General features: G+C 73.1%; 28 protein-coding genes and 1 tRNA gene. 18 read left to right on the plus strand and 11 right to left on the minus strand.

Annotated elements, in window-relative coordinates:
* Window positions 1-73: 73 nt before the first annotated feature.
* The 4 genes from mscL to FB474_RS01610 form a co-directional block, all read right to left on the minus strand.
* Window positions 74-484 carry a large conductance mechanosensitive channel protein MscL gene (gene mscL, locus FB474_RS01595; protein WP_141787059.1) on the minus strand — a complete coding sequence of 137 codons (411 nt, stop codon included), beginning with the start codon at window positions 482-484 and terminating at the stop codon, window positions 74-76.
* Window positions 485-567: 83 nt separating this feature from the next.
* Complete coding sequence (gene cpaB, locus FB474_RS01600; RefSeq protein WP_185745995.1) at window positions 568-1,293, minus strand: Flp pilus assembly protein CpaB; 726 nt, start codon at window positions 1,291-1,293, stop codon at window positions 568-570.
* The gene (locus FB474_RS01605) at window positions 1,290-2,135 is read right to left on the minus strand and encodes an S-methyl-5'-thioadenosine phosphorylase (protein WP_141787061.1); all 846 of its coding nucleotides are present in this window, start codon (window positions 2,133-2,135) and stop codon (window positions 1,290-1,292) included. Before FB474_RS01605 ends, cpaB begins: the two co-directional genes overlap by 4 nt.
* A gap of 143 nt (window positions 2,136-2,278) precedes the next feature.
* The gene (locus tag FB474_RS01610) at window positions 2,279-2,605 is read right to left on the minus strand and encodes an FmdB family zinc ribbon protein (protein WP_141787062.1); all 327 of its coding nucleotides are present in this window, start codon (window positions 2,603-2,605) and stop codon (window positions 2,279-2,281) included.
* 145 nt (window positions 2,606-2,750) lie between these two features.
* On the opposite strand from FB474_RS01610, the gene FB474_RS01615 reads away from it, so the two are divergent.
* The 4 genes from FB474_RS01615 (at window position 2,751) to FB474_RS01630 (ending at window position 5,052) form a co-directional block, all read left to right on the plus strand.
* Entirely contained in the window at window positions 2,751-3,404 is a 654-nt protein-coding gene (locus FB474_RS01615) for an NADPH-dependent F420 reductase (protein WP_141787063.1), read from the plus strand.
* Window positions 3,405-3,409: 5 nt separating this feature from the next.
* Window positions 3,410-3,973, plus strand: coding sequence for a TetR/AcrR family transcriptional regulator (locus FB474_RS01620; RefSeq protein ID WP_141787064.1), 564 nt, complete (start codon window positions 3,410-3,412; stop codon window positions 3,971-3,973).
* Between the two features lie 87 nt (window positions 3,974-4,060).
* Window positions 4,061-4,477, plus strand: a complete 417-nt coding sequence (locus FB474_RS01625; protein WP_141787065.1) for an Mpo1-like protein — start codon at window positions 4,061-4,063, stop codon at window positions 4,475-4,477.
* Between the two features lie 143 nt (window positions 4,478-4,620).
* The gene (locus FB474_RS01630; protein ID WP_141787066.1) at window positions 4,621-5,052 is read left to right on the plus strand and encodes a hypothetical protein; all 432 of its coding nucleotides are present in this window, start codon (window positions 4,621-4,623) and stop codon (window positions 5,050-5,052) included.
* 24 nt (window positions 5,053-5,076) lie between these two features.
* Here the strand turns inward: FB474_RS01630 and FB474_RS01635 are convergent, their stop codons facing one another.
* Window positions 5,077-6,675 carry a potassium/proton antiporter gene (locus FB474_RS01635; protein WP_342778084.1) on the minus strand — a complete coding sequence of 533 codons (1,599 nt, stop codon included), beginning with the start codon at window positions 6,673-6,675 and terminating at the stop codon, window positions 5,077-5,079.
* A gap of 88 nt (window positions 6,676-6,763) precedes the next feature.
* Between FB474_RS01635 and FB474_RS01640 the strand changes: the two genes are divergently transcribed.
* Window positions 6,764-9,445 (plus strand): penicillin acylase family protein, encoded by a 2,682-nt coding sequence (locus tag FB474_RS01640; protein WP_185745996.1) that lies wholly within the window; start codon window positions 6,764-6,766, stop codon window positions 9,443-9,445.
* Between the two features lie 67 nt (window positions 9,446-9,512).
* On the opposite strand, the gene FB474_RS01645 is transcribed toward FB474_RS01640, so the two are convergent.
* A complete protein-coding gene (locus FB474_RS01645) occupies window positions 9,513-10,079 on the minus strand; it encodes a 5-formyltetrahydrofolate cyclo-ligase (RefSeq protein ID WP_141787067.1) in 567 nt (188 codons plus the stop codon).
* Between the two features lie 97 nt (window positions 10,080-10,176).
* Here FB474_RS01645 and FB474_RS01650 point away from each other — a divergent pair, with 97 nt between their 5' ends.
* The 11 genes from FB474_RS01650 (at window position 10,177) to FB474_RS21395 (ending at window position 19,085) form a co-directional block, all read left to right on the plus strand.
* Window positions 10,177-12,153 carry a GGDEF domain-containing protein gene (locus FB474_RS01650; RefSeq protein ID WP_141787068.1) on the plus strand — a complete coding sequence of 659 codons (1,977 nt, stop codon included), beginning with the start codon at window positions 10,177-10,179 and terminating at the stop codon, window positions 12,151-12,153.
* Between the two features lie 9 nt (window positions 12,154-12,162).
* A complete protein-coding gene (gene galU, locus FB474_RS01655; protein ID WP_141787069.1) occupies window positions 12,163-13,119 on the plus strand; it encodes a UTP--glucose-1-phosphate uridylyltransferase GalU in 957 nt (318 codons plus the stop codon).
* Window positions 13,116-14,366, plus strand: a complete 1,251-nt coding sequence (glp, locus tag FB474_RS01660; protein ID WP_141787070.1) for a molybdotransferase-like divisome protein Glp — start codon at window positions 13,116-13,118, stop codon at window positions 14,364-14,366. The genes galU and glp overlap by 4 nt, the downstream gene beginning before the upstream one ends.
* Window positions 14,366-14,842, plus strand: a complete 477-nt coding sequence (moaC, locus tag FB474_RS01665; RefSeq protein ID WP_141787071.1) for a cyclic pyranopterin monophosphate synthase MoaC — start codon at window positions 14,366-14,368, stop codon at window positions 14,840-14,842. The genes glp and moaC overlap by 1 nt, the downstream gene beginning before the upstream one ends.
* Complete coding sequence (locus FB474_RS01670; protein ID WP_342778085.1) at window positions 14,839-15,312, plus strand: MogA/MoaB family molybdenum cofactor biosynthesis protein; 474 nt, start codon at window positions 14,839-14,841, stop codon at window positions 15,310-15,312. Before moaC ends, FB474_RS01670 begins: the two co-directional genes overlap by 4 nt.
* Window positions 15,312-15,962, plus strand: a complete 651-nt coding sequence (locus FB474_RS01675; RefSeq protein ID WP_141787073.1) for a GNAT family N-acetyltransferase — start codon at window positions 15,312-15,314, stop codon at window positions 15,960-15,962. Before FB474_RS01670 ends, FB474_RS01675 begins: the two co-directional genes overlap by 1 nt.
* A 26-nt stretch (window positions 15,963-15,988) precedes the next feature.
* Window positions 15,989-16,891, plus strand: coding sequence for a hypothetical protein (locus FB474_RS21310; protein ID WP_141787074.1), 903 nt, complete (start codon window positions 15,989-15,991; stop codon window positions 16,889-16,891).
* A 126-nt stretch (window positions 16,892-17,017) separates the two neighbouring features.
* Window positions 17,018-17,953, plus strand: a complete 936-nt coding sequence (locus FB474_RS01685) for an aldo/keto reductase (protein ID WP_185746214.1) — start codon at window positions 17,018-17,020, stop codon at window positions 17,951-17,953.
* 50 nt (window positions 17,954-18,003) lie between these two features.
* A tRNA-Ala gene (locus FB474_RS01690) sits at window positions 18,004-18,076 on the plus strand.
* 234 nt (window positions 18,077-18,310) lie between these two features.
* On the plus strand, window positions 18,311-18,751 hold the full coding sequence (locus FB474_RS01695; protein ID WP_141787076.1) for a DUF6325 family protein: 441 nt from the start codon (window positions 18,311-18,313) through the stop codon (window positions 18,749-18,751).
* 220 nt (window positions 18,752-18,971) lie between these two features.
* Complete coding sequence (locus FB474_RS21395) at window positions 18,972-19,085, plus strand: SHOCT domain-containing protein (protein ID WP_342778086.1); 114 nt, start codon at window positions 18,972-18,974, stop codon at window positions 19,083-19,085.
* 108 nt (window positions 19,086-19,193) lie between these two features.
* Here FB474_RS21395 and FB474_RS01705 read toward each other — a convergent pair whose 3' ends face one another.
* The 3 genes from FB474_RS01705 to FB474_RS01715 are packed head-to-tail and all read right to left on the minus strand — an operon-like array spanning window position 19,194 to window position 21,325.
* Window positions 19,194-19,820, minus strand: a complete 627-nt coding sequence (locus FB474_RS01705) for an SGNH/GDSL hydrolase family protein (RefSeq protein WP_141787078.1) — start codon at window positions 19,818-19,820, stop codon at window positions 19,194-19,196.
* 36 nt (window positions 19,821-19,856) lie between these two features.
* Entirely contained in the window at window positions 19,857-20,372 is a 516-nt protein-coding gene (locus tag FB474_RS01710; protein ID WP_141787079.1) for a hypothetical protein, read from the minus strand.
* Window positions 20,369-21,325, minus strand: coding sequence for an adenosine kinase (locus tag FB474_RS01715; RefSeq protein ID WP_141787080.1), 957 nt, complete (start codon window positions 21,323-21,325; stop codon window positions 20,369-20,371). Before FB474_RS01715 ends, FB474_RS01710 begins: the two co-directional genes overlap by 4 nt.
* Before the next feature lie 305 nt (window positions 21,326-21,630).
* Here FB474_RS01715 and FB474_RS01720 point away from each other — a divergent pair, with 305 nt between their 5' ends.
* A complete protein-coding gene (locus FB474_RS01720) occupies window positions 21,631-21,840 on the plus strand; it encodes a hypothetical protein (RefSeq protein WP_141787081.1) in 210 nt (69 codons plus the stop codon).
* 72 nt (window positions 21,841-21,912) lie between these two features.
* Here FB474_RS01720 and FB474_RS01725 read toward each other — a convergent pair whose 3' ends face one another.
* Window positions 21,913-22,323, minus strand: a complete 411-nt coding sequence (locus FB474_RS01725) for a VOC family protein (protein ID WP_141787082.1) — start codon at window positions 22,321-22,323, stop codon at window positions 21,913-21,915.
* The gene (locus FB474_RS01730; protein ID WP_246092002.1) at window positions 22,320-22,835 is read right to left on the minus strand and encodes a helix-turn-helix transcriptional regulator; all 516 of its coding nucleotides are present in this window, start codon (window positions 22,833-22,835) and stop codon (window positions 22,320-22,322) included. The genes FB474_RS01725 and FB474_RS01730 overlap by 4 nt, the downstream gene beginning before the upstream one ends.
* A 110-nt stretch (window positions 22,836-22,945) precedes the next feature.
* Here FB474_RS01730 and FB474_RS01735 point away from each other — a divergent pair, with 110 nt between their 5' ends.
* A complete protein-coding gene (locus FB474_RS01735; RefSeq protein ID WP_141787083.1) occupies window positions 22,946-23,218 on the plus strand; it encodes a Smr/MutS family protein in 273 nt (90 codons plus the stop codon).
* The last annotated feature ends 51 nt before the right edge of the window (window positions 23,219-23,269 follow it).

Here is a 23,269-nt window from a genome sequence, read left to right on the forward strand (position 1 = left end):
GCCGCGACCACGACGGTCTCGCCGTCACGACCACCGTCACGCCCGGTGTCGGGCATGAGCCCGTCGCTGGTGCTCAGACGGAGTCGCGCTGGCGCAGCAGGTCGCGGATCTCCTGCAGCAGCAGGATGTCCTCGGCCGGCGCCTTCGGCTCGGGCTCCTGGCCACGCTTGCGTCGCTCGGCGATGGCGTTCATCGGAGCCACGATGAGGAAGTACACGACCGCAGCCGTGATGACGAACGTGATGACCGAGTTGAGCATGGCCGAGACGTCGATCCGCGTCGCGTCCTCGATCGGCTTGCCGCCGTGCTTGAGGGAGAACGACAGCCCGCTGCTCGTGGGGCTGCCCAGGGCGTTCAGCATGGGCTTGATCAGGTTGCCGACCAGGGTCTGTACGACCGCGGTGAAGGCTGCGCCGACGACCACCGCGACCGCGAGGTCGACGACGTTGCCGCGCATGAGGAAGTCCTTGAAGCCCTTGAACATTCGTGCGCCCTTTCCGTTGGCTGCGGGACCCGCACGACCGTAGCGGAGGTGCCTCCCGCCGGGGCAAGGGGCGCTGGTGGACCTCAGCCGGCGGGGCGCAGCGTCAGCGTCACACCGGCGGACAGGTCACCGGCACCGGTCGCGCGGGCCAGCGCCGAGGCCTGCTCCGGCGTCACCGCCAGGACGACCCCGGGTGCGGGTGCGCCAGACCCGACGCCGGTCCAGGAGCTCGAGCCGGCGTCCGCGGGGTCGGTCGCGAGCACGAGCAGGTCGACGCCGATCCGCGCGCCGCTGCCGTTGTCGATCACGTCCACGTGGTCGCCGGGGCGCAGCAGCGCCGCCACGCGGGCGTCCGGGACGCCGACGTGGGTCGCGACCTGGTCGGCATCCAGCCCGGTCAGCAGGCCGGGACCGTGCAGCCGGGACGGGGTGAGCGCCTCGCCGGCGGAGACCGGCGCGGCGACGCGACGCCCGACCAGGCCGGTCACCTCGGCGACCGACCCGACCGGACGGGTGTCGGGCGCCCAGCGGGCGACCCGCAGGTCGGCGCCGGTCAGGGCCTGCCCCGCGGCCAGGTCGTGCGCGGCCACGACGACCGGCACTCCGCTGGGCACCGGCTGGGGCAGCACGGCACCGAGCGTCAGCCACGCCGCCAGGCCCGCCAGCAGCGCGGCCAGCACCCGGCGGGCGCGGGTCCGGCGCCAGGCCGCCCGCCGTCCCCGGCCCCGCCAGCCGGCCGGCAGCAGGCGCTGGGCCCGGTCGACCAGGGTGGGGGAGGGGGCGGTGAGCAGCCCGGCGCCGGCGGTCACGGCAGCTCGATCGGGAGGGTGATGCCGTCGAGCGCGCGACGGCAGGCGCAGGTCGCCGTCGCGTCGGGCTCGGCCGGGGGCATCGCGGCGATCGTGGAGGCCAGCACGGTCTTGAGGTCGTCGATGTTGCGGGCGAAGACCCGCAGGACCTCCTCGTGGGTGACCGCCTCGCCGCCCTCGACGCCCGCGTCGTGGTCGGTGACCAGCGCGATCGTCGTGAAGCACATCGCCAGCTCGCGGGCGATCGCGGCCTCGGGCATCGCGGTCATGCCGACGACCGACCACCCGGCCTGCTGGTGCCACTGGGACTCGGCGCGGGAGGAGAAGCGCGGTCCGTTGACGACGACCAGGGTGCCGCTGTCGGTGACGTCCTTGCCGGCCTCGCGGGCGACCCGGGCCACGGTCTCGCGTCCGCGCGGGCAGTAGGGGTCGGCGAACCCGGCGTGCACCACCGGCCCGATCGCGTCGTAGACGGTGTGCTCCCGGCCCCACGTGCGGTCGACGACCTGGTCGGGCACGACGACCGACCCGGGGCCGAGCTCGGGCTTGAGCGACCCGACGGCGCACGGCGCGAGCACCTGGCGCACCCCCACCGCACGCAGCGCCCAGAGGTTGGCCCGGTAGTTGACCTTGTGCGGCGGGAACCGGTGCCCCTGGCCGTGGCGGGCGATGAACGCGACCTGCCGGCCGGCCAGGGAGCCGAGCACGACCTCGTCGCTGGGCTCACCGAACGGGGTCTGGACGCGGACCCGCTCGGCGCCCTCGAGGAACTCGTAGAACCCGGACCCGCCGATGACGCCGATGTCGGCGCGCGGGCTGCCGGAGGTGGGGGAGGAAGTCATGCGGCGAGACTAGCCGCGCACCTCAGACGCGCCCGGTGGCCGTCGCGGGCCTGTGGATCGTGGGACGAACCGGTCCGGGGCCTGTGGACAGACCCCGGGTATGCCGTGTGGTCCCGGCCGCGGCCGGGGCAGCGACGCGGCGCTCAGGCCGCGGAGCCCGCGCCCTTGGCGGACGAGCCCGAGGAGCTCGAGGTGCTCGACGCCGACGAGGAGCCGGACGTGGAGGCGCTCGACGAGGAGTCCGAGGAGCTCGCGGACTCGCTCTTGGCCGCCGGCACGCTCGAGGAGGAGCCGGAGCGGGAGTCGGTGCGGTAGAAGCCCGAGCCCTTGAACACCACGCCGACGGCGTTGAAGAGCTTGCGCAGGCGCCCCTCGCACTGGGGGCACTCGGTCAGCGAGTCCTCGCTGAAGGACTGCACGACCTCGAAACGGTGATCGCACGCGGTGCACGCGTAGGCGTACGTCGGCACGGGTCCTCCTGATCAGCACTCTCGGGCATCGAGTGCCAGAAGTGTACGACGAATCGCCGCCGGTCCTTGACAAGTGAACAGACAGGTCTGTCTACTTGTCTCGCCGGGCACCACCGCCCGCCCCACTGCTGCGAAGGAAACAGACATGAAGATCGCCGTCCTCGGCACCGGCATGGTCGGTCAGGCCGTTGCCACCAGGCTCGCGGAGCTCGGCCACGAGGTGACCATGGGCTCACGCGACGCCGCCAACCCCAAGGCCACCGACTGGGCCGCCGGCCCGGGCCAGCGCATCGCCGCCACGTTCACCGACGCCGCCGCCTCCGCCGAGCTGGTCGTCAACGCCACCGCCGGTGTCGCCAGCCTCGAGGCCCTCGCCCTCGCCGGCGCGGACAACCTCGACGGCAAGGTGCTGCTCGACATCGCCAACCCCCTGGACTTCAGCAACGGCTTCCCGCCCTCGCTGTCGGTCGTCAACACCGACAGCCTCGGCGAGCAGATCCAGCGCGACTTCCCCGGCGCGAAGGTGGTCAAGAGCCTCAACACCATGAACTGCGAGGTCATGGTCGACCCGGCCCGCGTCGGTGGTGGCGACCACGACGTGTTCGTCGCCGGCGACGACGCCGACGCCAAGGCCGCCGTGACCCAGCTGCTCCAGGGCTTCGGCTGGGCCCCCGAGCACATCCACGACCTCGGCGGCATCGCCTCCGCCCGTGGCACCGAGATGTACCTGCCGCTGTGGCTGTCCCTCATGGGCTCCCTCGGCAGCGGCAACTTCAACATCAAGGTCGTGCGAGGCTGACGCCCATGAGTGCCGCCCGCGACCGCATCCTCGACACGGCCTTCCGGCTGTTCTACGCCCGCGGCGTCCGCTCGGTCGGGGTCGACACGATCATCGCGGAGTCGGCGGTCGCCAAGGCGACGCTCTACAAGCACTTCCCGGGCAAGGACGACCTCGTGCTCGCCTACCTCGACCGGGTCGACGCCGGCTGGCGCGGCTCGCTCGAGGCGGCGGCCGAGGCGGCCGGGCCGGACCCGCGGGACCAGCTCGTCGGGATGTTCGACGCCCTCGCGGCGGCGTGCCGGCGTGACGGGTTCCACGGCTGCGCCTTCATCAACACCGCGGCGCAGTCCGAGTCCGGCACCGCCGTCCACGACCGCACCGTCCGGCACAAGGCGCAGGTGCGGGAGTGGGTGCAGGGCCTGGCCGAGCAGGCCGGGGCCGCGGACCCGCAGACGCTGGCCCTGTCGCTTAGCCTGCTGCTCGACGGTGGCCTGGCCTCCGGCGTCCTCGACGGCCGGCCTGAGGCCGCCGACGCCGCCCGGGACGCGGCGGCCACCCTGGTGGCCGCCGCCTGCCCGCGCGCCTGAGCCACGCGGCATACCGTCCACACGTCGGTGTGCCGTGTGGCTCGCCGGGACTTGTGCCCCCGGGCGGCCCCCGGCACAGTGGCGGCCATGCCCAGGCCCACGTGCGACTGCCCCGCGTCCTACACCACCTATGAGGAGTTCTGGCCCTACTACGTGGCCATGCACTCCCGGGCGAGCACCAGGTGGGCGCACCTGGTCGGCACCACGCTCGGCGCGGCGACCGCGGCCCACGGGCTGGTCCGGCTGCGCAAGCCGTCCTGGCTGCTGCTCTGGCCGCTCATGGGCTACGGCGCGGCCTGGCCGAGCCACTTCTTCATCGAGCAGAACAACCCGGCGACCTTCGGCCACCCGGCGTGGTCGCTGCGCGGCGACTTCGAGATGATCCGCTGCATGCTCGCCGGCCGCGACGCCGAGCTCAGCCGGATCGCGGCGAGCTGGTGGGCCGAGCACGCCCACGAAGCGGCAGCCGAGCCAGCCACCCGGCCGGAGCTGCCGGTCGGCTGACCCACCCGGCGAAGGGGCCAGGCCTGGGCGCGACGCAGGCCGGCCCGCAGGCGTCGGGTCTCGGCCCTTTCACCGGCGGTGGGCAGGTTTGGGTCAGCCACGCGCCGTAGGTGTGGTGCTCGCGGACTGCCTACCGTGGCCACATGGATGACGAACCGGCACCGTGCCACCGACGCCCCAACGGCGTCGACGACGCCACGATCGCGGCCCTGGGGAAGCTGTCCGAAGCCCTGGAAGAGGTTGAGGAAGCCCGGGGTCACCTGTATGCCTTCCACCGCCTGACCGGCGCCGGCGACATGAAGGCCGGCCAGGCCGTCGCGATGCTGCGCAGTGCGGGCCACCTCGACCTGGCCGAGCGCATCGACACCGAGCTGGTCGGCCGCAACGTGCTCGAGGGACGCTGGACCTTCCAGATCGTCGAGGAGTACGACGACGGCTACTACGCGCTGTTCAAGTGCCTGGAGGAAGTGGCGCGACGCCAGCTGGCCCACGGCCGGCGCCACCTCTACGAGGCGGAGATGAAGGAGGCCGAGCGCAGCCACGGCCGACGCGACCACGAGGCCACCCCGCACTGAGTCATGACGGGCGCGACGCCGAGCTCAGTCCGTTCGCTGCGAGCCGGCGGGCCGGGCACGCCCACGAAGCGGCAGCGGAGCCCGTCGCTCGGCCGGAGGTGCCGGTCGGCTGACCCACCCGGCGAGGCGGCCGCGCTCGCTGACCGCGCGGATCCGGCGCTCGACCTGGCGCCGGTTCTCCGCGGTGGCTACCACGAGCAGCTGGTCGCCGTGGCGCAGCACGGTGTTCGGCGCGGGGACGAAGGACTCGTCCCCGCGGACGACGAGGGTGACGTTGGCGCCCTTGGGCAGGCGCAGCTCGAAGACCTCCACGCCGGCCAGGCGTGACTCCTCACCGACCTGCACCTGGAGCAGCTCGGCCCGCAGCTTCTCCAGCGGGGTGGACTCCACGTCCAGGTCGAGCAGCCGGTCGGGGTCGGTCAGCCCCAGGCGGGTGGCCACCCACGGCAGGGTGGGGCCCTGCACCAGCGTGAACACCACGACCAGCACGAAGACCAGGTCGAAGAGCCACTCCACGTGGGGCGTGCCCAGCGTCAGCGGGACCGTGGCGAGCACGACCGGGACCGCGCCGCGCAGCCCGGCCCAGGACAGGAACACCTGGTCGCGCCACGGCACCCGGAACGGGGTCATCGACACCAGGACCGACAGGGGCCGGGCGACCAGCAGCAGGACCAGGCCGATGACGATCGCCGGGAGCAGCTGGGTGGGCAGCCGCTGCGGCGAGGCGAGCAGGCCGAGCAGGACGAACAGGCCGATCTGCGCCAGCCAGCCCAGTGCCTCGGCGAAGCCACGGACCGCCGGCCGGTGCGGCAGGTCCATGTTGCCCAGCAGCAGCGAGCACAGGTAGACCGCGAGGAAGCCGCTGGTGTGGGCCATCGCCGAGGCGGCGTAGGCCAGGACGGCCAGCGCGACGATGCCGAGGGAGAACAGGCCGGAGGAGGCCGGGGCGATGCGGCGCAGGGCCTTCCCGCCGAGGTAGCCGACGCCCAGGCCGATCGCGGCCCCGCCGGCGAGCTCGGCGGCGGCGATGAGCACCAGCTGCCACCAGGTGTGCGAGGTGGCGTGGGGTGCGGTCTGCTCGGCCAGGGCCACGACGAGGATGACCACGGGGGCGTCGTTGAAGCCGGACTCGGCCTCGAGCAGGCCGGTGATCCGGCGGGGCAGGGGGACCCGGCGCAGCACCGAGAAGACGGCCGCGGCGTCGGTGGAGGTGAGCACGGCGCCGACCAGGAGCGCGACGCCCCACGGCAGGTCGAGGAACAGGCGCGCCGCGACGCCGACGACGCCGACCGAGACGACCACGCCCAGGGTCGAGAGCAGGGCGGCCGGCGCGACCGAGCGGCGGATGCCGTCCCAGTGCGTCGTGAGGCCACCCTCGGCGAGGATGAGCACCAGGGCGGTGTAGCCGAGGACCTGGGTCAGCTCGGCGGAGTTGAACCGGATGCCGAGGCCCGCCTCGCCGATGGCCAGGCCGATCGCGAGGTAGAGCAGCAGCGACGGCAGGCCGGAGCGCACCGAGAGGCGCACCGCGGCTACGGAGAGCAGCAGCACCAGGGCCCCGACCAGCAGGGCCGGGTTGAGCTCCTCGACGGTGAACGCGGCCATCTGCGTCAGTGCCGTCACCTCCACCGTCCTCCTCGCCCTGCGTGGATGCTGTCATGGGGGACCGGGCGTGCGCGCCGCCCGGTCGCCGGTGTCCTAGTCTCGCAGGGTGTCTCGCGCCAAACTCGCCCGCCGCATCATCGTGTCCGTCGTGGCGGCGCTCCTCGTGGTCATCCTCGTCGGAGTCGTCGTCGTGGTGGGCCTGGTCCGCCACTCCTTCCCCCAGACCACCGGCACCATCTCCGTCCCGGGGCTCGGCTCACGGGTCTCGGTGCTGCGTGACGAGCACGGCGTCCCACAGATCTACGCCGACAGCTCCGCCGACCTGTTCGAGGCGCAGGGCTACGTCACGGCCCAGGACCGGTTCTTCGAGATGGACCTGCGGCGGCACATCACGGCCGGGCGCCTGTCGGAGCTGGTCGGCTCGGCCGGGCTCGACACCGACAAGGTCATCCGCACCATGGGCTGGCGCCGGGTCGCCGAGCAGGAGCTGCCCACGCTGGCGCCGAGCACCCGGCAGTACCTCCAGGCCTACGCGGACGGGGTGAACGCCTACATCAACCAGATGGGCTCGCCCTCGCAGATGGGCTTCGAGTACTCCGTCCTGAGCCAGAAGGTCGACAACTACCACGTCGAGCCGTGGACCCCCGTGGACTCCCTGGCCTGGCTCAAGGCGATGGCCTGGGACCTGCGCGGCAACTACGACGACGAGCTGACGCGGGCGCGGCTGGCCGGGACGCCGATGTCGTTGGCGCACATCGCCGAGCTCTACCCCGACTACCCGTTCGGCTCGCACAAGCCGATCCTGTCCTCCCAGGACTGGAGCCCGAGCGGGTCCGGCTCCGGCTCCGGCACCGACACCACGGGCTCCGGCAGCACCGGCTCCGGCAGCGACACCACGGGCACCACCTCCTCCGCCGACGGGTCCTCGACCGGCAGTGACGGTGCGTCGAGCTCCGCGAGCCCGTACCCGGCATACCTGGGGGGCAAGACCGCGCAGGCGGCGTACGCGCAGGTGACCGCCGCCCTCGACGCGGTGCCGACCACCCTCGGGCGCGGCGACGGCATCGGGTCCAACTCCTGGGTCGTGGGGTCCTCGCGCTCCAGCACCGGCAAGCCGCTGCTGGCCAACGACCCGCACCTGGCGCCCGGCGTCCCGGGCATCTGGTACCAGACCGGCCTGCACTGCCGCAGCGTCGGCAAGGACTGCCCGTTCGACGTCGCCGGCTACTCTTTCTCCGGGCTGCCCGGCGTGGTCATCGGCCACAACCAGACCATCTCGTGGGGGTTCACCAACCTCGGGCCGGACGTCAGCGACTTCTACCTCGAGCAGGTCAACGGCGACCAGGTCCTGCGCGACGGGAGCTACGTCCCGCTGACGACGCGCCGCGAGACGATCAAGGTCGCCGGCGGCAACGACGTCTCGATCACCGTGCGCTCGACCCACCACGGCCCGCTGATGTCCGACGTGCTGCCCAGCGTGGCCGACGCCGGCCAGGGCGCGCCGGTGGAAGGGAAGAAGAACCCCGGCAGCTACGACGTGTCCCTGGCCTGGACCGGGCTGCAGCCGGGGCACACCGCGGACGCCCTGTTCGCGATCGACAAGGCGCAGAGCTTCGAGCAGTTCCGCGGCGCCGCGAAGAACTTCGACGTGCCGGCGCAGAACCTCGTCTACGCCGACGTCCACGGCCACATCGGCTACCAGGCGCCCGGACGCATCCCGGTGCGCCGCTCGGCGATCACGGGCAGCCCGCCCGGTTTCTGGCCGGCGCCCGGCTGGGACTCCCGCTACGACTGGACCGGCTACGTCCCGTTCACAGACATGCCGACCAGCTACGACCCGCCGGAGGACTACATCGTCGCCGCCAACCAGGCGGTCACGGCCAGCGACAGCCCGTTCCTCACCACCGAGTGGGACTACGGCTTCCGCTCCCAGCGGATCCGCGACCTGCTGGCGGCGACGCCGAAGGTGACCCCGGCCCGGATGTCGCAGATCCAGGGCGACACGCGCAACACGTTCGCGCCCGACCTGGTGAAGTACCTCCTGCCGCTCAAGGTGGACCCCTTCACCGCCGACGCCCAGCGCCTGCTCAAGGGCTGGAACTACACCACGCCGACCGGGCAGTCCCGCAACGGTGCGGCCGCGGCCTACTACAACGCCGTGTGGAGCAACATCCTCGAGCTGACCTTCGACGACGAGCTGCCCAAGGACGTCAAGGCCGACGGTGGCGGGCACTGGATGCAGGTCGTCAAGGTCATGCTGGAGAAGCCGCGCGACTCCTGGTGGGACAACAAGGGCACCGCCGGAGTCCTCGAGGGCCGCGACGAGATCCTGCGCCAGGCCATGGTGCAGGCCCGGCTGGAGCTGACCAAGCAGCTGGGCAAGGACCCGGTGACCTGGCAGTGGGGCCGGCTGCACCGGCTGGACCTGAAGCACCCGGTGCTCGGCACCGACGCGGTGCCCGGCTACGTGCGGGTCCTGTTCAACCGCGGCCCGTGGGACATGCCCGGTGGCTCCTCGATCGTCGACGCCAACGGCTGGGACGCCGGCAAGGGCTACCAGGTCGACTGGGCCCCCTCGATGCGGATGGTCGTCGACCTGGGCCACCTGGACGCCTCGCACTGGGTCAACCAGACCGGCGCGTCGGGGCACCCGTTCAACGACCACTACGACGACCAGACCGATGCGTGGGCCACGAACCAGACGTTCCCGTGGCCGTTCACCGAGTCGGCGGTGCGCAAGGCCACCAAGGACGAGCTGACCCTGGTGCCGGGGGCGGACAAGGGCTGACCGGTCGCCGGGGCGACCGCCCCCGGTCGGTCGGGCCGGCCGGGGGCGGAGAGTCTCCCGGTCGGCCTCAGCCGGCGCCCACCTCGACCAGGCCCTGCCCGGCGGTGACCACGGCGTGCACGCGCGCGTCGTGGTCCTCCCGGGGAAGGGGGCCCTCGACGAGCTCCCCGTCGTGCAGGAGCGCGACCACCCGCGCCGTCGCGGCGCGGCGCGCCAGGGCCCGGTCGTAGCTGCCGCCACCCTGGCCCAGGCGGGTGCCGGACCGGTCGACGCCCAGGGCCGGGGTCACGACCACCTCGGCGCGCCCGATCGCGTCCCGCCCCAGAGGTGTGGGGTGCTCCCCGTCGCGGTCCACCGCCCGCCAGTCGAGGTCGTTGTCGGGCAGCAGGACGGGCAGGAGCACCCGTATGCCGTGCGCCACCAGCGCCTCGATGAGGGCCTCCGTGGGCGGCTCGGACGGCAGCGCCGCGTAGGCCGCCACGGTGCTGGTGCCCGGCGGGAGGGCGGCGAGCACGGCCCGGGCGATGGCCTCGCCGTCGGCCCGACGGTCGCGCTGGGTAGCCTTCGCGCGACGTCGCGTGCGAATCTCCTGTCGGAGAAGAACTTTGGCCGTTGTCGGGCCCGGGGCGCTCATGTAGGCATTGTCCTGTAACCGCTTGGTGAACAGGACGCCCAGCTGGCGTCGTTCCGTGCCACGATGGCGGATTGGACCCCGCGCGAAAGAAGGTCTCGTGTCCATCCGTAACCGGCTCGCGCTGATCCTGGGTTCGGTGCTGCTTCCGCTGCTGCTCGGGACCGGGGTGGTCGTGGCCGTGGTGGTCCCGGCCCACGACAAGGACCAGGCGAAGGCCGGTCTGCGCGTCGTCGCCGAGGCGGTGGCCTCGCTGCAGCAGGAGACCTGCCTGGACCTGGCCGCCTCGGCCCGGCTGGTCGGCGGCTCGGTCGAGCGCGGTGACGCTGCCGGGTCGGCGCTGCGGATCCACCTGCGCCAGGACGTCCGGTTCGCCGCGGTCTCCCGCAACGGGACCCTGCTGGCGCGGGCCGGGGACGCCCCCGCAGGCGTCGCCGCGCAGCACGAGGTGCTGCACCAATGCACGACGTCGCCGGTGCGCCCGGCCATCTCCCCGGTCGCCGCGCTCTCGCCGGCTCCGGCGGTCCTGGAGTACTCCGCGACCACCCCGACCGCACGGGGGCCGGTGCTCGTCGTGGTGGCCACGCCCATCGACGACATGCAGCTCGGCACCTGGCGCAGCCGCGTCGGCGCTGCCGCCGACGTCCAGCTCGCCGCCGCGTGCCCCGGCGGCGGCGTGACGGCGACGGGCACGGAGGCCGTCGCCCGCCCGCTGGCGGCAGCCGCGCAGAGGATCTTCGAGGGTCGCAAGGCCGCGGTCGCCGGGATGCACGTGGTGTCGGCCGACGTCGGCGCGGGCCACCCGTGCGTGGTCGTCGCCGCGATGCGGGCACCGAGCACGCTGACCGCGTCGGCCCTGACGTGGAGCATGCTGCTGCTCGCCCTCATCGTCGGCGGCGTGCTGGTGTGGTGGCTGGCCCGCCAGCTGACCCAGCCGGTGCTGGCGCTGACCGAGGCCGCGGAGCGGGCGGCCCGGGGCGACCTGGCCATGAAGCTGCCGGTCAGCGGCAAGGACGAGGTCGCCCGGCTCGCGGGCAGCTTCAACCACATGGCCCGCCAGCTGGACCTGCGCATGACCGAGATCCAGGACAGCCGCGACCGGCTGCGCCTCAACGTCCAGCGCCTCGGCGACGCGCTGCAGCGCACCCACGACCTCGACGGCCTGCTGTCGGCGGTGTGCGCCATCGGCGCCACCGCGACCGAGAGCCAGCGGGTCACCGCCTGGCTGGTCGAGGGCAACAGCCTCGTCGCCCGCGTGGTCTGGCCCGGCGGCGCGGCCCGCGCCGGGGTGCGCCGGGTCCCGATCGGGGACAGCCTGCCCGGGCAGGTGGTCGCCGACGGCGTGGTCCGCCGGCTGGTCGCCGGGGCCCGCGAGGACGTCACGCTCCGGGACGGGCCGGCCATGGGGGCGCCGCTGCAGCGCGGCGAGATGATGCTCGGCGCCCTCGTGGTGGAGCGGACCGGCGATGCCGAGTCCTACACCGTCGAGGACCAGGCCATGCTCACGTCGATCACCGGTCCGGCCGGCATCGCCATCGACAACGCGATGCTGCACCGGCAGGCGCAGCGGATGTCGGTCATCGACCCGCTGACCGGCGTCGGCAACCTGCGCATGCTCACCACCACCCTGGCCCGCGAGGTGGACCGCGCCCAGCACTTCGGGCGCAGCGTGTCCCTGCTGCTCCTGGACATCGACCACTTCAAGAACCTCAACGACGCGCACGGGCACGGCGCCGGCGACGCGATCCTGCACGGGATGGCCCAGCGCGTGGCCGCGAGCATCCGGTCGGTCGACACGGTGGCCCGTTACGGCGGGGAGGAGTTCGCCGTGGTGTGCCCCGAGCTCGGGCCCGAGGAGGCCTACGGCCTGGCGAGCCACCTGCACGAGGCGATCCGCGGTGCCGGCTTCCCGGTGGAGGACGGCGTGGTCGACGTCCGCGTCAGCATCGGGGTGGCCTCCTGGCCGCAGCAGGCGACCACCTCCACCGAGCTCATGCGGGCCGCGGACGCGGCGTTGTCGCAGGCGAAGGCCTCCGGTCGGGACCGAGTTTCCGCCGCAACCGTCCCGCACCGATAACCTCTCGACATGACGTCGACCGCGCCCACCCCTTCCCATGACGGTGCCACGCCGCCTGTCATCAAGGCCGTGATCCCCGCCGCCGGTCTGGGGACCCGCTTCCTGCCGGCCACCAAGGCGACCCCCAAGGAGATGCTGCCTGTCGTCGACAAGCCGGCGATCCAGTACGTCGTGGAGGAGGCGACCCGCGCCGGCCTGCGTGACGTGCTCATGGTCACCGGGCGCAACAAGACCGCCCTCGAGGACCACTTCGACCGCCACTGGGAGCTCGAGCAGGCGCTGGAGGCCAAGGGCGACCAGCTGCGGCTGGCCCGCGTGCGCAAGTCCACCAGCCTGGCCAACGTGCACTACGTCCGTCAGGGGGAGCCCAAGGGCCTGGGCCACGCGGTCCTGTGTGCCGCCGACCACGTCGGCAACAACCCCTTCGCGGTGCTCCTCGGCGACGACCTCATCGACGCCCGCGACCGGCTGCTCGAGCAGATGATCGCCGTGCAGCAGGAGCGCGGCGGCAGCGTCATCGCCCTGATGGAGGTGCCCCAGGACCAGGTGCACCTCTACGGTTGCGCCGCCGTCGAGCGCGACGGCGACGGCGACGTGGTGCGCGTGACCGGCCTGGTCGAGAAGCCCGACCCGGCCGATGCCCCGTCCAACCTCGCGGTGATCGGCCGCTACGTGCTCGACCCCTCGATCTTCGACGTCCTGGCCAAGACGCCTCCCGGCCGCGGCAACGAGATCCAGCTGACCGACGCCCTGCAGGAGCGTGCCGCCTCCACCGAGCCCGGCGGCGGGGTCCACGGCGTGGTCTTCCGCGGTCGTCGCTACGACACGGGCGACCGGCTCGACTACCTCAAGGCCGTCGTGCGCCTTGCGGTGGAGCACCGCGAGCTCGGCTCGGACTTCTCCGGGTGGCTGGAGGAGTTCGTCGCCGGCCGGGAGGACGTCAGCCAGGGCTCTCCCGTCGCGTGATCAGCGTCGAGCAGCACCTCGGGCGCATCCTGGACACGGTGCGCCGGCTGCCGCCCATCGAGCTCGGCCTCCTCGACGCGCTCGGGTGCGTCCTCGCCGAGGACGTGCGCAGCGCCGCCGACCTGCCCGGGTTCACCAACTCCGCGATGGACGGGTATGCCGTGCACGCGGCGGACGTCGCCGCCGCCACCGATGACTCCCCGGTGCGGCTGCCCGTCGTCAACGACATCGCGGCGGGCAACACCCAGGCGCTGAGCCTGGCCCCGGGGCAGTCGATGCGGATCATGACCGGCGCGCCGTTGCCGCACGGCGCCGACGCGGTCGTGCCCGTGGAGCTGACCGACGCCGGGCTGGCCTCCGTGGCGGTCCGGTCCCCGGTCGAGGTGGGCCAGCACGTGCGCCCCACCGGGGACGACGTGCACACCGGCGACCTGGTCCTGCGGTCGGGTGGACGGCTCGGCCCGCGGCAGCTGGCGCTGCTCGCCGCGGTGGGCCGCTCCTCGGTGCGGGTGGTCCCGAAGCCGCGCGTGGTGGTCGTGTCCACCGGCGACGAGCTCGTCGAGGTGGGCCGCCCGGCCGGGTTCGGCCAGGTGGTCGACAGCAACGGGCTCATGCTCACCGCGGCGGTGCGGGCCCTCGGGGCCGTGCCGTTCCGGGTGGGCCCGGTGGTCGACGACGCCAAGGAGCTCATGTCCACCCTCGAGGACCAGCTGGTGCGCGCGGACGCGGTGATCACCAGCGGCGGGGTCAGCGCGGGCGCCTACGACACGGTCAAGGAGGTGCTGTCCCGCGTGGGGACGGTGCGCTTCGACAAGGTGTCGATGCAGCCCGGCATGCCGCAGGGTTTCGGGGTCCTCGGCGTCGACGAGACCCCGGTGTTCACCCTGCCGGGCAACCCGGTCAGCGCGATGGTCTCCTTCGAGGTGTTCGTGGCCCCGGCGCTGCGCGCCATGGCGGGCCGTCCCGAGCACGAGAGCGCCCTGGTCCCGGCCGTGGTCGAGACCGGGTGGACGGCTCCCGCGGGCAAGACCCAGTTCGCCCGCGCGGTGCTGCACCCGCGACGGGTCACCGGCACCAACGGGCAGGACTGCGACTTCGCCGTGACGCTGGTGGGCTCCCAGGGATCCCATGTGCTCGGCGGGCTGGCGGCCGCCAACTGCCTGGCCGTGATCCCGGCCGCGGTCACCGAGGTCCAGGCCGGCGACGTGGTCCGTTGCCACCTGCTCGGCGCGATGATGGAGGCGTGATGGAGGAGCCGGCGCTGTCCCATGTGCGCCCCGACGGCAGCGCGCACATGGTCGACGTCAGCGCCAAGCCGATCACGGCCCGCCGGGCGAGTGCCGCCGGGCGCGTCCTGCTGTCGGCGCACGCCGTCGCGGCGCTGCGGGGTGGCACGGTGCCCAAGGGTGACGCGCTCGCGGTGGCCCGGATCGCGGGCATCCAGGGCGCCAAGCGCACCCCCGAGCTCGTGCCGCTGGCGCATCCGATCGGGATCCACGGCGTCGAGGTCGACCTCGCCGTCGTCGACGACGGGGTCGACGTCACGGCGACGGTGCTGACTGCCGACCGCACCGGGATCGAGATGGAGGCGCTCACGGCCGTGACCGTCGCGGCCCTCGCCCTGGTCGACATGGTCAAGGCCGTCGACAAGCACGCGCGGATCACCGACGTGCGCGTCACGGCGAAGTCCGGGGGGCGCTCCGGGGACTGGAGCGAGGGGTGAGTTCCGCCGTCGTCATCACCTGTTCCACCCGCGCCGCCTCCGGGGTCTACCCCGACCGCTCCGGCCCGGTCATCGTCGAGGCCCTGCGTTCCTGGGGGTTCGAGACGGGTGAGCCGATCGTCGTGCCCGACGGCCCGGAGGTCGAGGAGGCCCTGACGGCCGCCGTGGCCGCCGGTCCCGACCTGGTGCTGACCACCGGGGGGACCGGTCTGACCCCGACCGACGGCACGCCCGAGGCGACGATGCGCGTCATCGACCGGCCGGTGCCCGGCATCGCCGAGGCGATCCGGGCCGCCGGGGTCGCCGCCGGGGTGCCCGCCGCAATGCTCTCGCGGGGCGTGGCCGGGATGGCCGGTGCCACGCTCGTGGTCAACCTCCCGGGCTCGACCGGTGGCGTGCGTGACGGGCTCACGGTCCTCGAACCGGTGGTGGCCCATGCCGTCTCGCAGATGCGCGGGGGCGACCACTGATGACCGTCGCGTGGCCCGTCACCCTGTCGGCCACGACGCCGTCGGGGCAGGCCGTCACCCTCGGGCCGTTGCGGGTGCGACAGCGCAAGGAGTGGGAGGCGCTGCGCCGCGACAACGCGGACTGGCTGCGGGAGTGGGAGGCGACGGCGCCCGAGCCGGTGACCGGCCGCGTCGGCTACCGGCAGATGGTGCGCTACTTCAACCGCGAGGCGGTCGAGGGACGGATGCTGCCGTTCGCGATCTCGGTCGACGGCCGGCTGGCCGGGCAGATGCACCTGTTCGGGATCACGTGGGGCTCCATGCGCTCCGGAGCGGCCGGCTACTGGGTGTCCAGATCCGTTGCGGGACAAGGGGTTGCGCCGATCTCACTGGCGCTGCTGACCGACCACGCGTTCCGCGTGCTGGGTCTGCACCGGGTCGAGGTCAACATCCGGCCGGACAACGCCGCGAGCCTGCGCGTGGTCGCCAAGCTGGGCTTCCGCGACGAGGGCCTGCGGACGCGCTACCTGCACATCAACGGTGCCTGGCGGGACCACCGCTCGTTCGCGCTGACGACCGAGGACCTCGCCGGTGGACGCCTCCTGGACCGCTGGCTCGATGCCGTGGACCAACCTCACAGGCGACACACCGACGCTGGTCCGCGCGGGTAGTCCCGCGAACCTCTAGCGTCATGGGCGTGCAACCCAGCAGTCTGATCTTCCTCGTCATCATCGCGATCTGGGCTGCCTTCCTTCTCCAGCACTGGGTCCGCCGTCGTGAGCACCTCGCGACCGCGCGCTCGGTCGACCGCTTCTCCGACGCCATGCGCGTCCTTGAGCGTCGCGCGCCGGTCGCCGACGTGCCCGAGCGCACCACCCCGGCACCGCGGTCGTATGCCGTGAGCCCCACCCGGGTGGTGCGGGCCGCCACGACCTCGGCGTCCGCCACGCCGGCCGGGTCCGAGACCGCCGGTGCCGCGCAGCCCGCGCCGCGCGTGCGCCCCGAGCCCGTCCTCCGTCCCGAGCCGACGGTCCGCTCCGAGCCGACCCGCCCGGCGCGCACCCGCCACGTCGCGGGGGTGCCGGCCCGTCGCCTGCGTGGCCTGTCCTTCCTCGGTTCCCTGGTCCTGCTCGTGGCAACCGTGCCGCTGGCCGGCTTCGGTGTCCTCGGCTGGTGGAGCAGCCTGGTGGCCTTCGGCCTGCTGGTCGCCGACCTGGCCTGGCTGCGCCGGGCTGCCCAGGTCGAGCGGGCCGCCCGCCGTGCGGCGGCACGTCACCGCGAGGCGGCCCATGCCCCTCGCGGCCTGGCCGCGCCGCGCGTCGAGCCCGGCCTCGCCTGGGCCGAGTCCTCCGCGCGGGAGTCGGCGGCAGCTGCGGCCGAGTCCACTGTCGCCGAGCCGGCGGAGCCGGTGCCTGCGGACGACCCCGACGGGTGGCGCCCGGTCCCCGTGCCTCCGCCGACCTACACGATGAAGGCGCGGGCGGCCCAGCCCCCGCAGCCCGCGCCGGTCCCGGCACCGGCCACCCCGTCCACCTTCGGCGGGGTGGTCGCCTCGGGCGAGCTGGACGGCCTGCTCGACCGGCGCGCCGTCGGCTCCTGAGCCCGGCCTTCCGCGCGAGGGTGGCACTGAGGCCGGCCCCGCGTGGCCGGTGTGCGTCCGACGCACCCCGCCCACCCGGCATACCGGGGGCGGTGGCGCGTGCCTAGGGTGGGGCGCATGGCTGACATGACCTACCGCCCGCTCGGCAGCTCCGGCCTCATGGTCAGCACGGTGGGGATCGGCTGCAACGCGTTCAGCCGGCGCGCCGACGCCGAGGCGACCCGGGGGATCGTGGACGCGGCGATCGAGCAGGGGATCACGCTGTTCGACACGGCCGACATCTACGGCATCGAGCCCGGCGCGAGCGAGACGATGCTCGGCACCGCCCTCGGCTCCCGGCGCGAGCAGGTCGTCGTGGCAACGAAGTTCGGCATGGACATGCAGGGCAAGAACGGGCCCGACTGGGGTGTGCGGGGCTCCCGGCGCTATGTCCGCAAGGCGGTCGAGGCCAGCCTGCGGCGGCTCGGCACCGACTGGATCGACCTCTACCAGCTGCACCAGCCCGACCCGGTCACGCCGATCGAGGAGACGCTCGCCGCGCTGCACGAGCTCGTCCTGGAGGGCAAGGTGCGCTACGTCGGCTGCTCCAACTTCGACGGCTGGCAGCTCGTCGACGCCGACTGGACGGCGCGGGCCGGCGGCTACGAGCGGTTCGTCTCGGCGCAGAACCGTTACTCGCTGCTGGACCGGTCGGTCGAGGCCGAGCTGGTGCCGGCCTGCGAGCACCTCGGCGTGGGGATCCTGCCGTTCTTCCCGCTGGAGTACGGCCTGCTCACCGGCAAGTACACCCGTGGCCAGGCGGCTCCGGAAGGGTCCCGGTTGGCGATCGAGCAGGCGCGCTTCGAGGGTGCGGACTGGGACCGGATCGAGGCGCTGGAGGCGTTCGCCGCCGAGCGCGGGCTGAGCATGCTCCAGGTGGCCATGGGTGGCCTTGCCGCCCAGCCGGCCGTGACGTCGGTGATCGCGGGCGTGACGCGTCCGGAGCAGGTCGTGTCCAACGCCCAGGCAGGCCTGTGGGAGCCCACGGCAGAGGACCTGGCGGCGCTGGAGGCGTTGGGCTGAGCCGGTTTCAGCCGCGGGCCCGCTGGGTGTTATCGTGTGGCCCGCACCTTGGGGCTGTGGCGCAGCTGGTAGCGCACCTCGTTCGCAACGAGGGGGTCAGGGGTTCGAGTCCCCTCAGCTCCACCCAAGGTCAGAGGCCCTTCCCCGGGATCGGGGGAGGGCCTCTTTCGCACTCTGCCGCAGTGTTGTAGGAGTCCGGGGGCCTACCGGGCGATCGCTCCGTCTGCGGGCTGCCGGCCTGTGGCCGCGCCAAGCGCTGAAGTCCGGGGACGTTCGGCACTGGGGAACCTCAGCCGTGGCGTCGGAGGGTTTGGGCAGCGGCACACGGTCCGTTCCGCCGCGCGAAGAGGTGATGTCATGTCCACACTCCCGCAGGCCGACTCCATCGGACCCGTTGATATTGCGGTGCTCTTGTTCGAGGGCAATGACTTCAGCGGGGACGTGGCGCCGGCCCTGGCTCAGCTACAGGACGAGGGGACGATTCGGGTCATCGACCTGGCCTTCGTCCGGAAGAACAGCGACGGTTCCACCTCATCGGTCGAGGTGGAGGACGCCGACGTAGCCGAGGCCTACGAGCGAGTGCGGCCCTCGCAGATGGACCTGCTCAACGACGAGGACCTCGCGCAGGTCGCCGACGACCTCGAGCCCGGCTCATCCGCCCTTGTCGTCGTCTTTGACAACGCGTGGGCGGCGCGCATGGCCGCGGCGATTCGCCAGTCACACGGCACCTTGGTGGCGCTCGAACGCGTCCCCCGCGAGAGCGTCCTCAAGGCCCTCGCAGCCCTGCAAGAGGAGTGAGACAACCATGCCACGACGGATGGGAAGACCCGGACTGATGGGGACGATGGCCCGGACTGCTGTCATCGCCGGTACGGCTACGGCCGTGAGCGGAGGAGTGCGGCGCCATGCGGAACAGAAGCAGGCCTCCGCCGCGCCGCCCCCTCAGCCGGCGGCGGCCCCGCCACCCCCTCAGCCGGCGGCGGCCCCGCCACCCCCGAGTCCTGCGTCGGAAACGGCAATGTCCACCGACGACAAGATCTCCAAGATCAAGCAGCTTGGTGAGCTGAAGGACCAGGGCCTGCTGACCGAAGAGGAGTTCGCGGCCGAGAAGGCCAAGGTCCTCGCGGCCTAGATGGGGGCCATGAGGTCCCGGCCACGCTCTCGCGACGGGACGTGACCCCGCTCGACCAGCAGGGGGGTGCCGGGAGCGGGGCCACGCCATGTCAACCGTATGAGCCGGTCAGCGGGCGTGTCCGGGACGTAGGTCTGGCCCGTATGCCGTGAGCCAGGCCCGCGCCAGCACCTGCGCCCCCAGCGCCGAGGGATGGACCGAGTCCGGGGCCAGGGCGGCGGGGCCGTGCACCCGTGCGGCGTCGTCCAGGATCGACTGCAGGGGGACGAACGTCGCGTCGAGCTCAGCCGCCAGGCGGGCCACCACTGCGCGCCTGGGGTCGAGGTCCTCGCGCCAGTGGGCCCGCGACCCGTCGGCGGCGGTCAGGAACGGCTCCATGAGGATCAGCCGCGGCGACGAGTCCACCATGGCCTCGGCCAGGATGGCCCGGTAGTCCGCCTCGAAGGCTTCCGGGGACACGGGGTCGTCGTCCTCGTACCGCCGCCACGCCTCGTTGACGCCCACCAGGACGGTGAGCACCGCCGGGTGGAGGTCGATGACGTCGGTCCTCCATCGCGCGCGCAGGTCCTGCACCCGGTCACCGCTGACGCCGCGGTTGAACACCACCGCGTCGTCGCCCCGTGTCCGTAGGGCGGCCGCCGCCAGGCTGACCCAGCCGTCACCGAGCCCTTCGGTGCGACGCGGCCGGTCGGAGTCGGTGATGCTGTCGCCGACCATGACGACGGACCGACCCATGGTGGGCCCCTCCTCGACTTCGGGAACGCGGCTGCCTCAGGACATGCGCTCGGACTGTCGGGCCCGTGACACGTCGGGCGCCGAGACTATCTGTGCCGCCATGACGGCCGGCCGCGCGGCCTCGGTGATCGACCGCGAGGCGTGCCTGACGAGGTAGGCCGCGAGGGGGAGCTCGACCAGCCCGGCGGTGGCGAACGCGACCACGGCGTCGCTGCCGACCGAGGTCGTGACGTCGAACCACGCGTCGGCGACGAGGAAGGCGGCCGAGGCGAAGGCAGCGTGCGGGTGCAGCGGGTGCTGCCGGCGGGTCAGGACGCCGGTCGTGGCGAGCAGCACCATCAGCAGGACGTCGAAGCCCACCCAGGCGCCGTTCCAGTCCGTGAGGACGTAGGTCTTCGGCAGCGACGTGGACAGGTAGGCAACCCAGGGGAGCAGCGCGGCGGCGCCGGCCAGGCACAGCAGCGCGGCGAGCCGCTGCCGCCGGGTGGGCCCGCGGCGGCCCGGCGCGACGGACACGGAGACGGTGCTGGCCGGGGCACTGGTGAGGCTCACCCGTTGACGGTGTCGCGCCTGTCCGGGCGGTTGCTGTCGCCCACCCGTGGTCCACCTGTGAGTGCGGCGCCCTCCAGCAGCTCCTCCCGGCTGATGCAGTCGGTTCCGGTCGACGGCACCGTGCAGGCGAACGCGCCGGCCACCGCGCCGTACTGCGCGCACCGCAGCGGCGGATCGCCGGCCAGCCAGCCGAAGAGGAACCCCGACACGAAGGCGTCGCCGGCGCCGTTGGAGTCCACCACCGGCGCGGTCGGCGTGACGGCGGGGACGTGGGTCAGCACGTCGTCGACCAGCAGGTAGGCGCCCTCCGCCCCGGCCGTGGCGACCACGGCCCGGGCGCGGCCACCGTCGAGGACCTGACGCATCGTCCGCTCCGGGTCCGCCAGTGCCGTGGTGGACAGGAAGACCAGGTCGGCCTGGTAGGCGAACGCCTCGTGGTAGCCCACGACCCCGTCCCAGTTGTGCAGGTCGGTCGAGATGGTCACGCCGGACTCGCGCAGCACGGGCAGGGCGAAGGCGCACGGGTAGGTGATGGAGACGTGCGCGTGCCGGCTCACACCCGCCAGGGCCCGGACCGTCTCCTCGGGGAGCCGGTCGGCCTCGTGGGAGCGGTCGCTGTCATAGAGGGAGAGCCGGCGACCGGCCGGGTCGACGAGGTTGACGGCGCGCTTGGTCCCCTGCGGGGAGGGTACCTCGGTGAACGGGATTCCCTTGTCGCGGTGGAGCGCTCGCACGAGGTCGCCCTCGGGGTCGTCACCGACCACGTCGAGGTGGTGCGCGCGCAGGCCCAGCGCGCTCACCCCCATTGCGACGAAGTCCCCGGTCTGCCCGGCCCGCTGCCGGATCGCCGGCACCATGTAGCTGTCGGCGTACGCGAGCGGCAGCTCGGGGACGTACACGATCGTGTCGACGCCGGCGCCTCCCAGGACGAGGACGTCGGTCTCAGCGCTCACGTGGGTCCTTCCGGCTCGGGCTGCGGCGCTGGTCGGCCACGCCGCCATCCAACCGGAACAGCACGACGACCCGGGCTCACCCTGCGGCCTCCAGGTGTGCCGTGTCGGCCGTTCCGGCCCCGGACCGGGAAGATCCGTGGCGCTTTTGTCCACTGCTGGGAAGTTTGTGTCCCGACAGCCGGAAGATCTTGAGGATTTGCACGATGCCGCGGCAGGGCGACCTCGCATACGGTCACTGTCGCTTTCGGTCACAGGGGGCGACCGCGCGCGGTACCTGCCCTCCCCGAGTCGATCGGAGCACCACCATGGCGAGCACCTCTCACGGATCGCTGCACGAGCCCGAGCACGTCGTGCTGGTGCGCCTCGTCGAGCGCGCCCTGGCCGAGGGCACGATCACCCTCGAGGACGTCAGGGGGCTGACCAGCCGGGAGATCCGCGCCCTGCTGGCGGAGCGCACCGCGGACCGTCAGGGCGAGGTGGCCGCGCGTCCGCCGGGCCGGCGCCTTTCCCGATGACGGCAGCGATGGTGGTGGCGGAAGTGCGGCGATCCCGGCACCTCAGCCACCACCACGACGTGGCAGGGTCGGTCAGGCGGCCGGCGCCTGGTTGATGCGGATCATGTTCCCGGCCGGGTCGCGGAACGCGCAGTCGCGCACACCCCACGGCTGGTCCATCGGCTCCTGGAGCACCTCGGCGCCAGAGGCCCGGAGCTTCTCGAATGTCTCGTCGAGGTCGTCGGTGCGGAAGATCGCGCCCATGAACGAGCCCTTGGTGACGAGCGTGAGCAGGGCCTCCGCGTCCTCGGGGGAGCGGCCTCCGCCGGGCTGGGAGAGCACGATCTCGACGTCCGGCTGGGAGGGCGAGGTGAGCGTGAGCCAGCGGTAGCCGCCGTTGGAGACGTCGTTGCGCAGCTCGAGCCCGAGGCCGTCGCGGTAGAAGGACAGGGCCTCGTCGGGGTCGTTGACGGTGATGTGGCAGTGCGAGAGTGAGAGGTTCATGGCGTCCACGCTAGGGCGGCGGGCTGCGGCGGGGCTTCTTCGATCCTGCTCGCTTCGGGCGGCGTGTCCGGCTGCTCCGGGGTGGCGGTCGAGCGTGCCCGGGCGCCCGGGGTCACCCGCCTCGGCCGGCTGTGGACCTTGTCCACGCAGGCCGGCACGACCGCGCCGTCGCTGTGGTCCCGCGCCCGGTAGGCGCTCGGGCTCTCGCCCACCAGCTCGGTGAACCGCGAGCTGAACGACCCGAGCGAGGTGCAGCCGACCTCCATGCAGACCTCGGTGACGCTGAGGTCCCCGCGGCGCAGCAGCGCCTTGGCCCGCTCGATGCGCCGGGTCATGAGGTAGCTGTAGGGGGTCTCTCCGTACGCCGCGCGGAACTGCCGCGAGAAGTGCGCCGGGGACATGTATGCCGCCCGGGCCAGTGCCGGGACGTCGAGCGGCTGCGCGTAGTCGCGGTCCATGCGGTCGCGCGCCTGCCGCAGGCGCACGAGGGTCGCCAGCTCCTCCGGGGTCACAGCGCCAGCGTAGGCCGGGACCCGCCGCGGTGGGCCCGATTGCGCGACGCGGAACGCCTGGCAGCCGGGGTGGACGTGCACGGCACCGCCGCACGGCAGACGATGTCGTGGTGAAGCTCGTCCTGGACCTGCACGACATCTACAACCGCGGCACCGACATCGACCGCGCCCTGCGCGCCATCATCGACGAGGCCGTGGAGAAGAAGGCGCCGCTGGTCGAGATCATCCCCGGCAAGGGGTCCGGGGCCCTGAAGAAGCGGGTGCTGCGTTTCCTGGACCAGAAGGAGGTCAAGGCGCTCTACCACCGGGTGGAGAAGGACTCCGACAACTTCGGCCGCATCTTCGTGCACTTCCGGTGGAACACCTCCCGCGGTCGCCGCTGACCGCTGACGGCAGGGGAGCGGCGCGCCGGGCGCTGTCTCCGGTGTGCCGGA

The organism is Oryzihumus leptocrescens (assembly GCF_006716205.1).
Classification (GTDB): Bacteria; Actinomycetota; Actinomycetes; order Actinomycetales; family Dermatophilaceae; genus Oryzihumus; species Oryzihumus leptocrescens.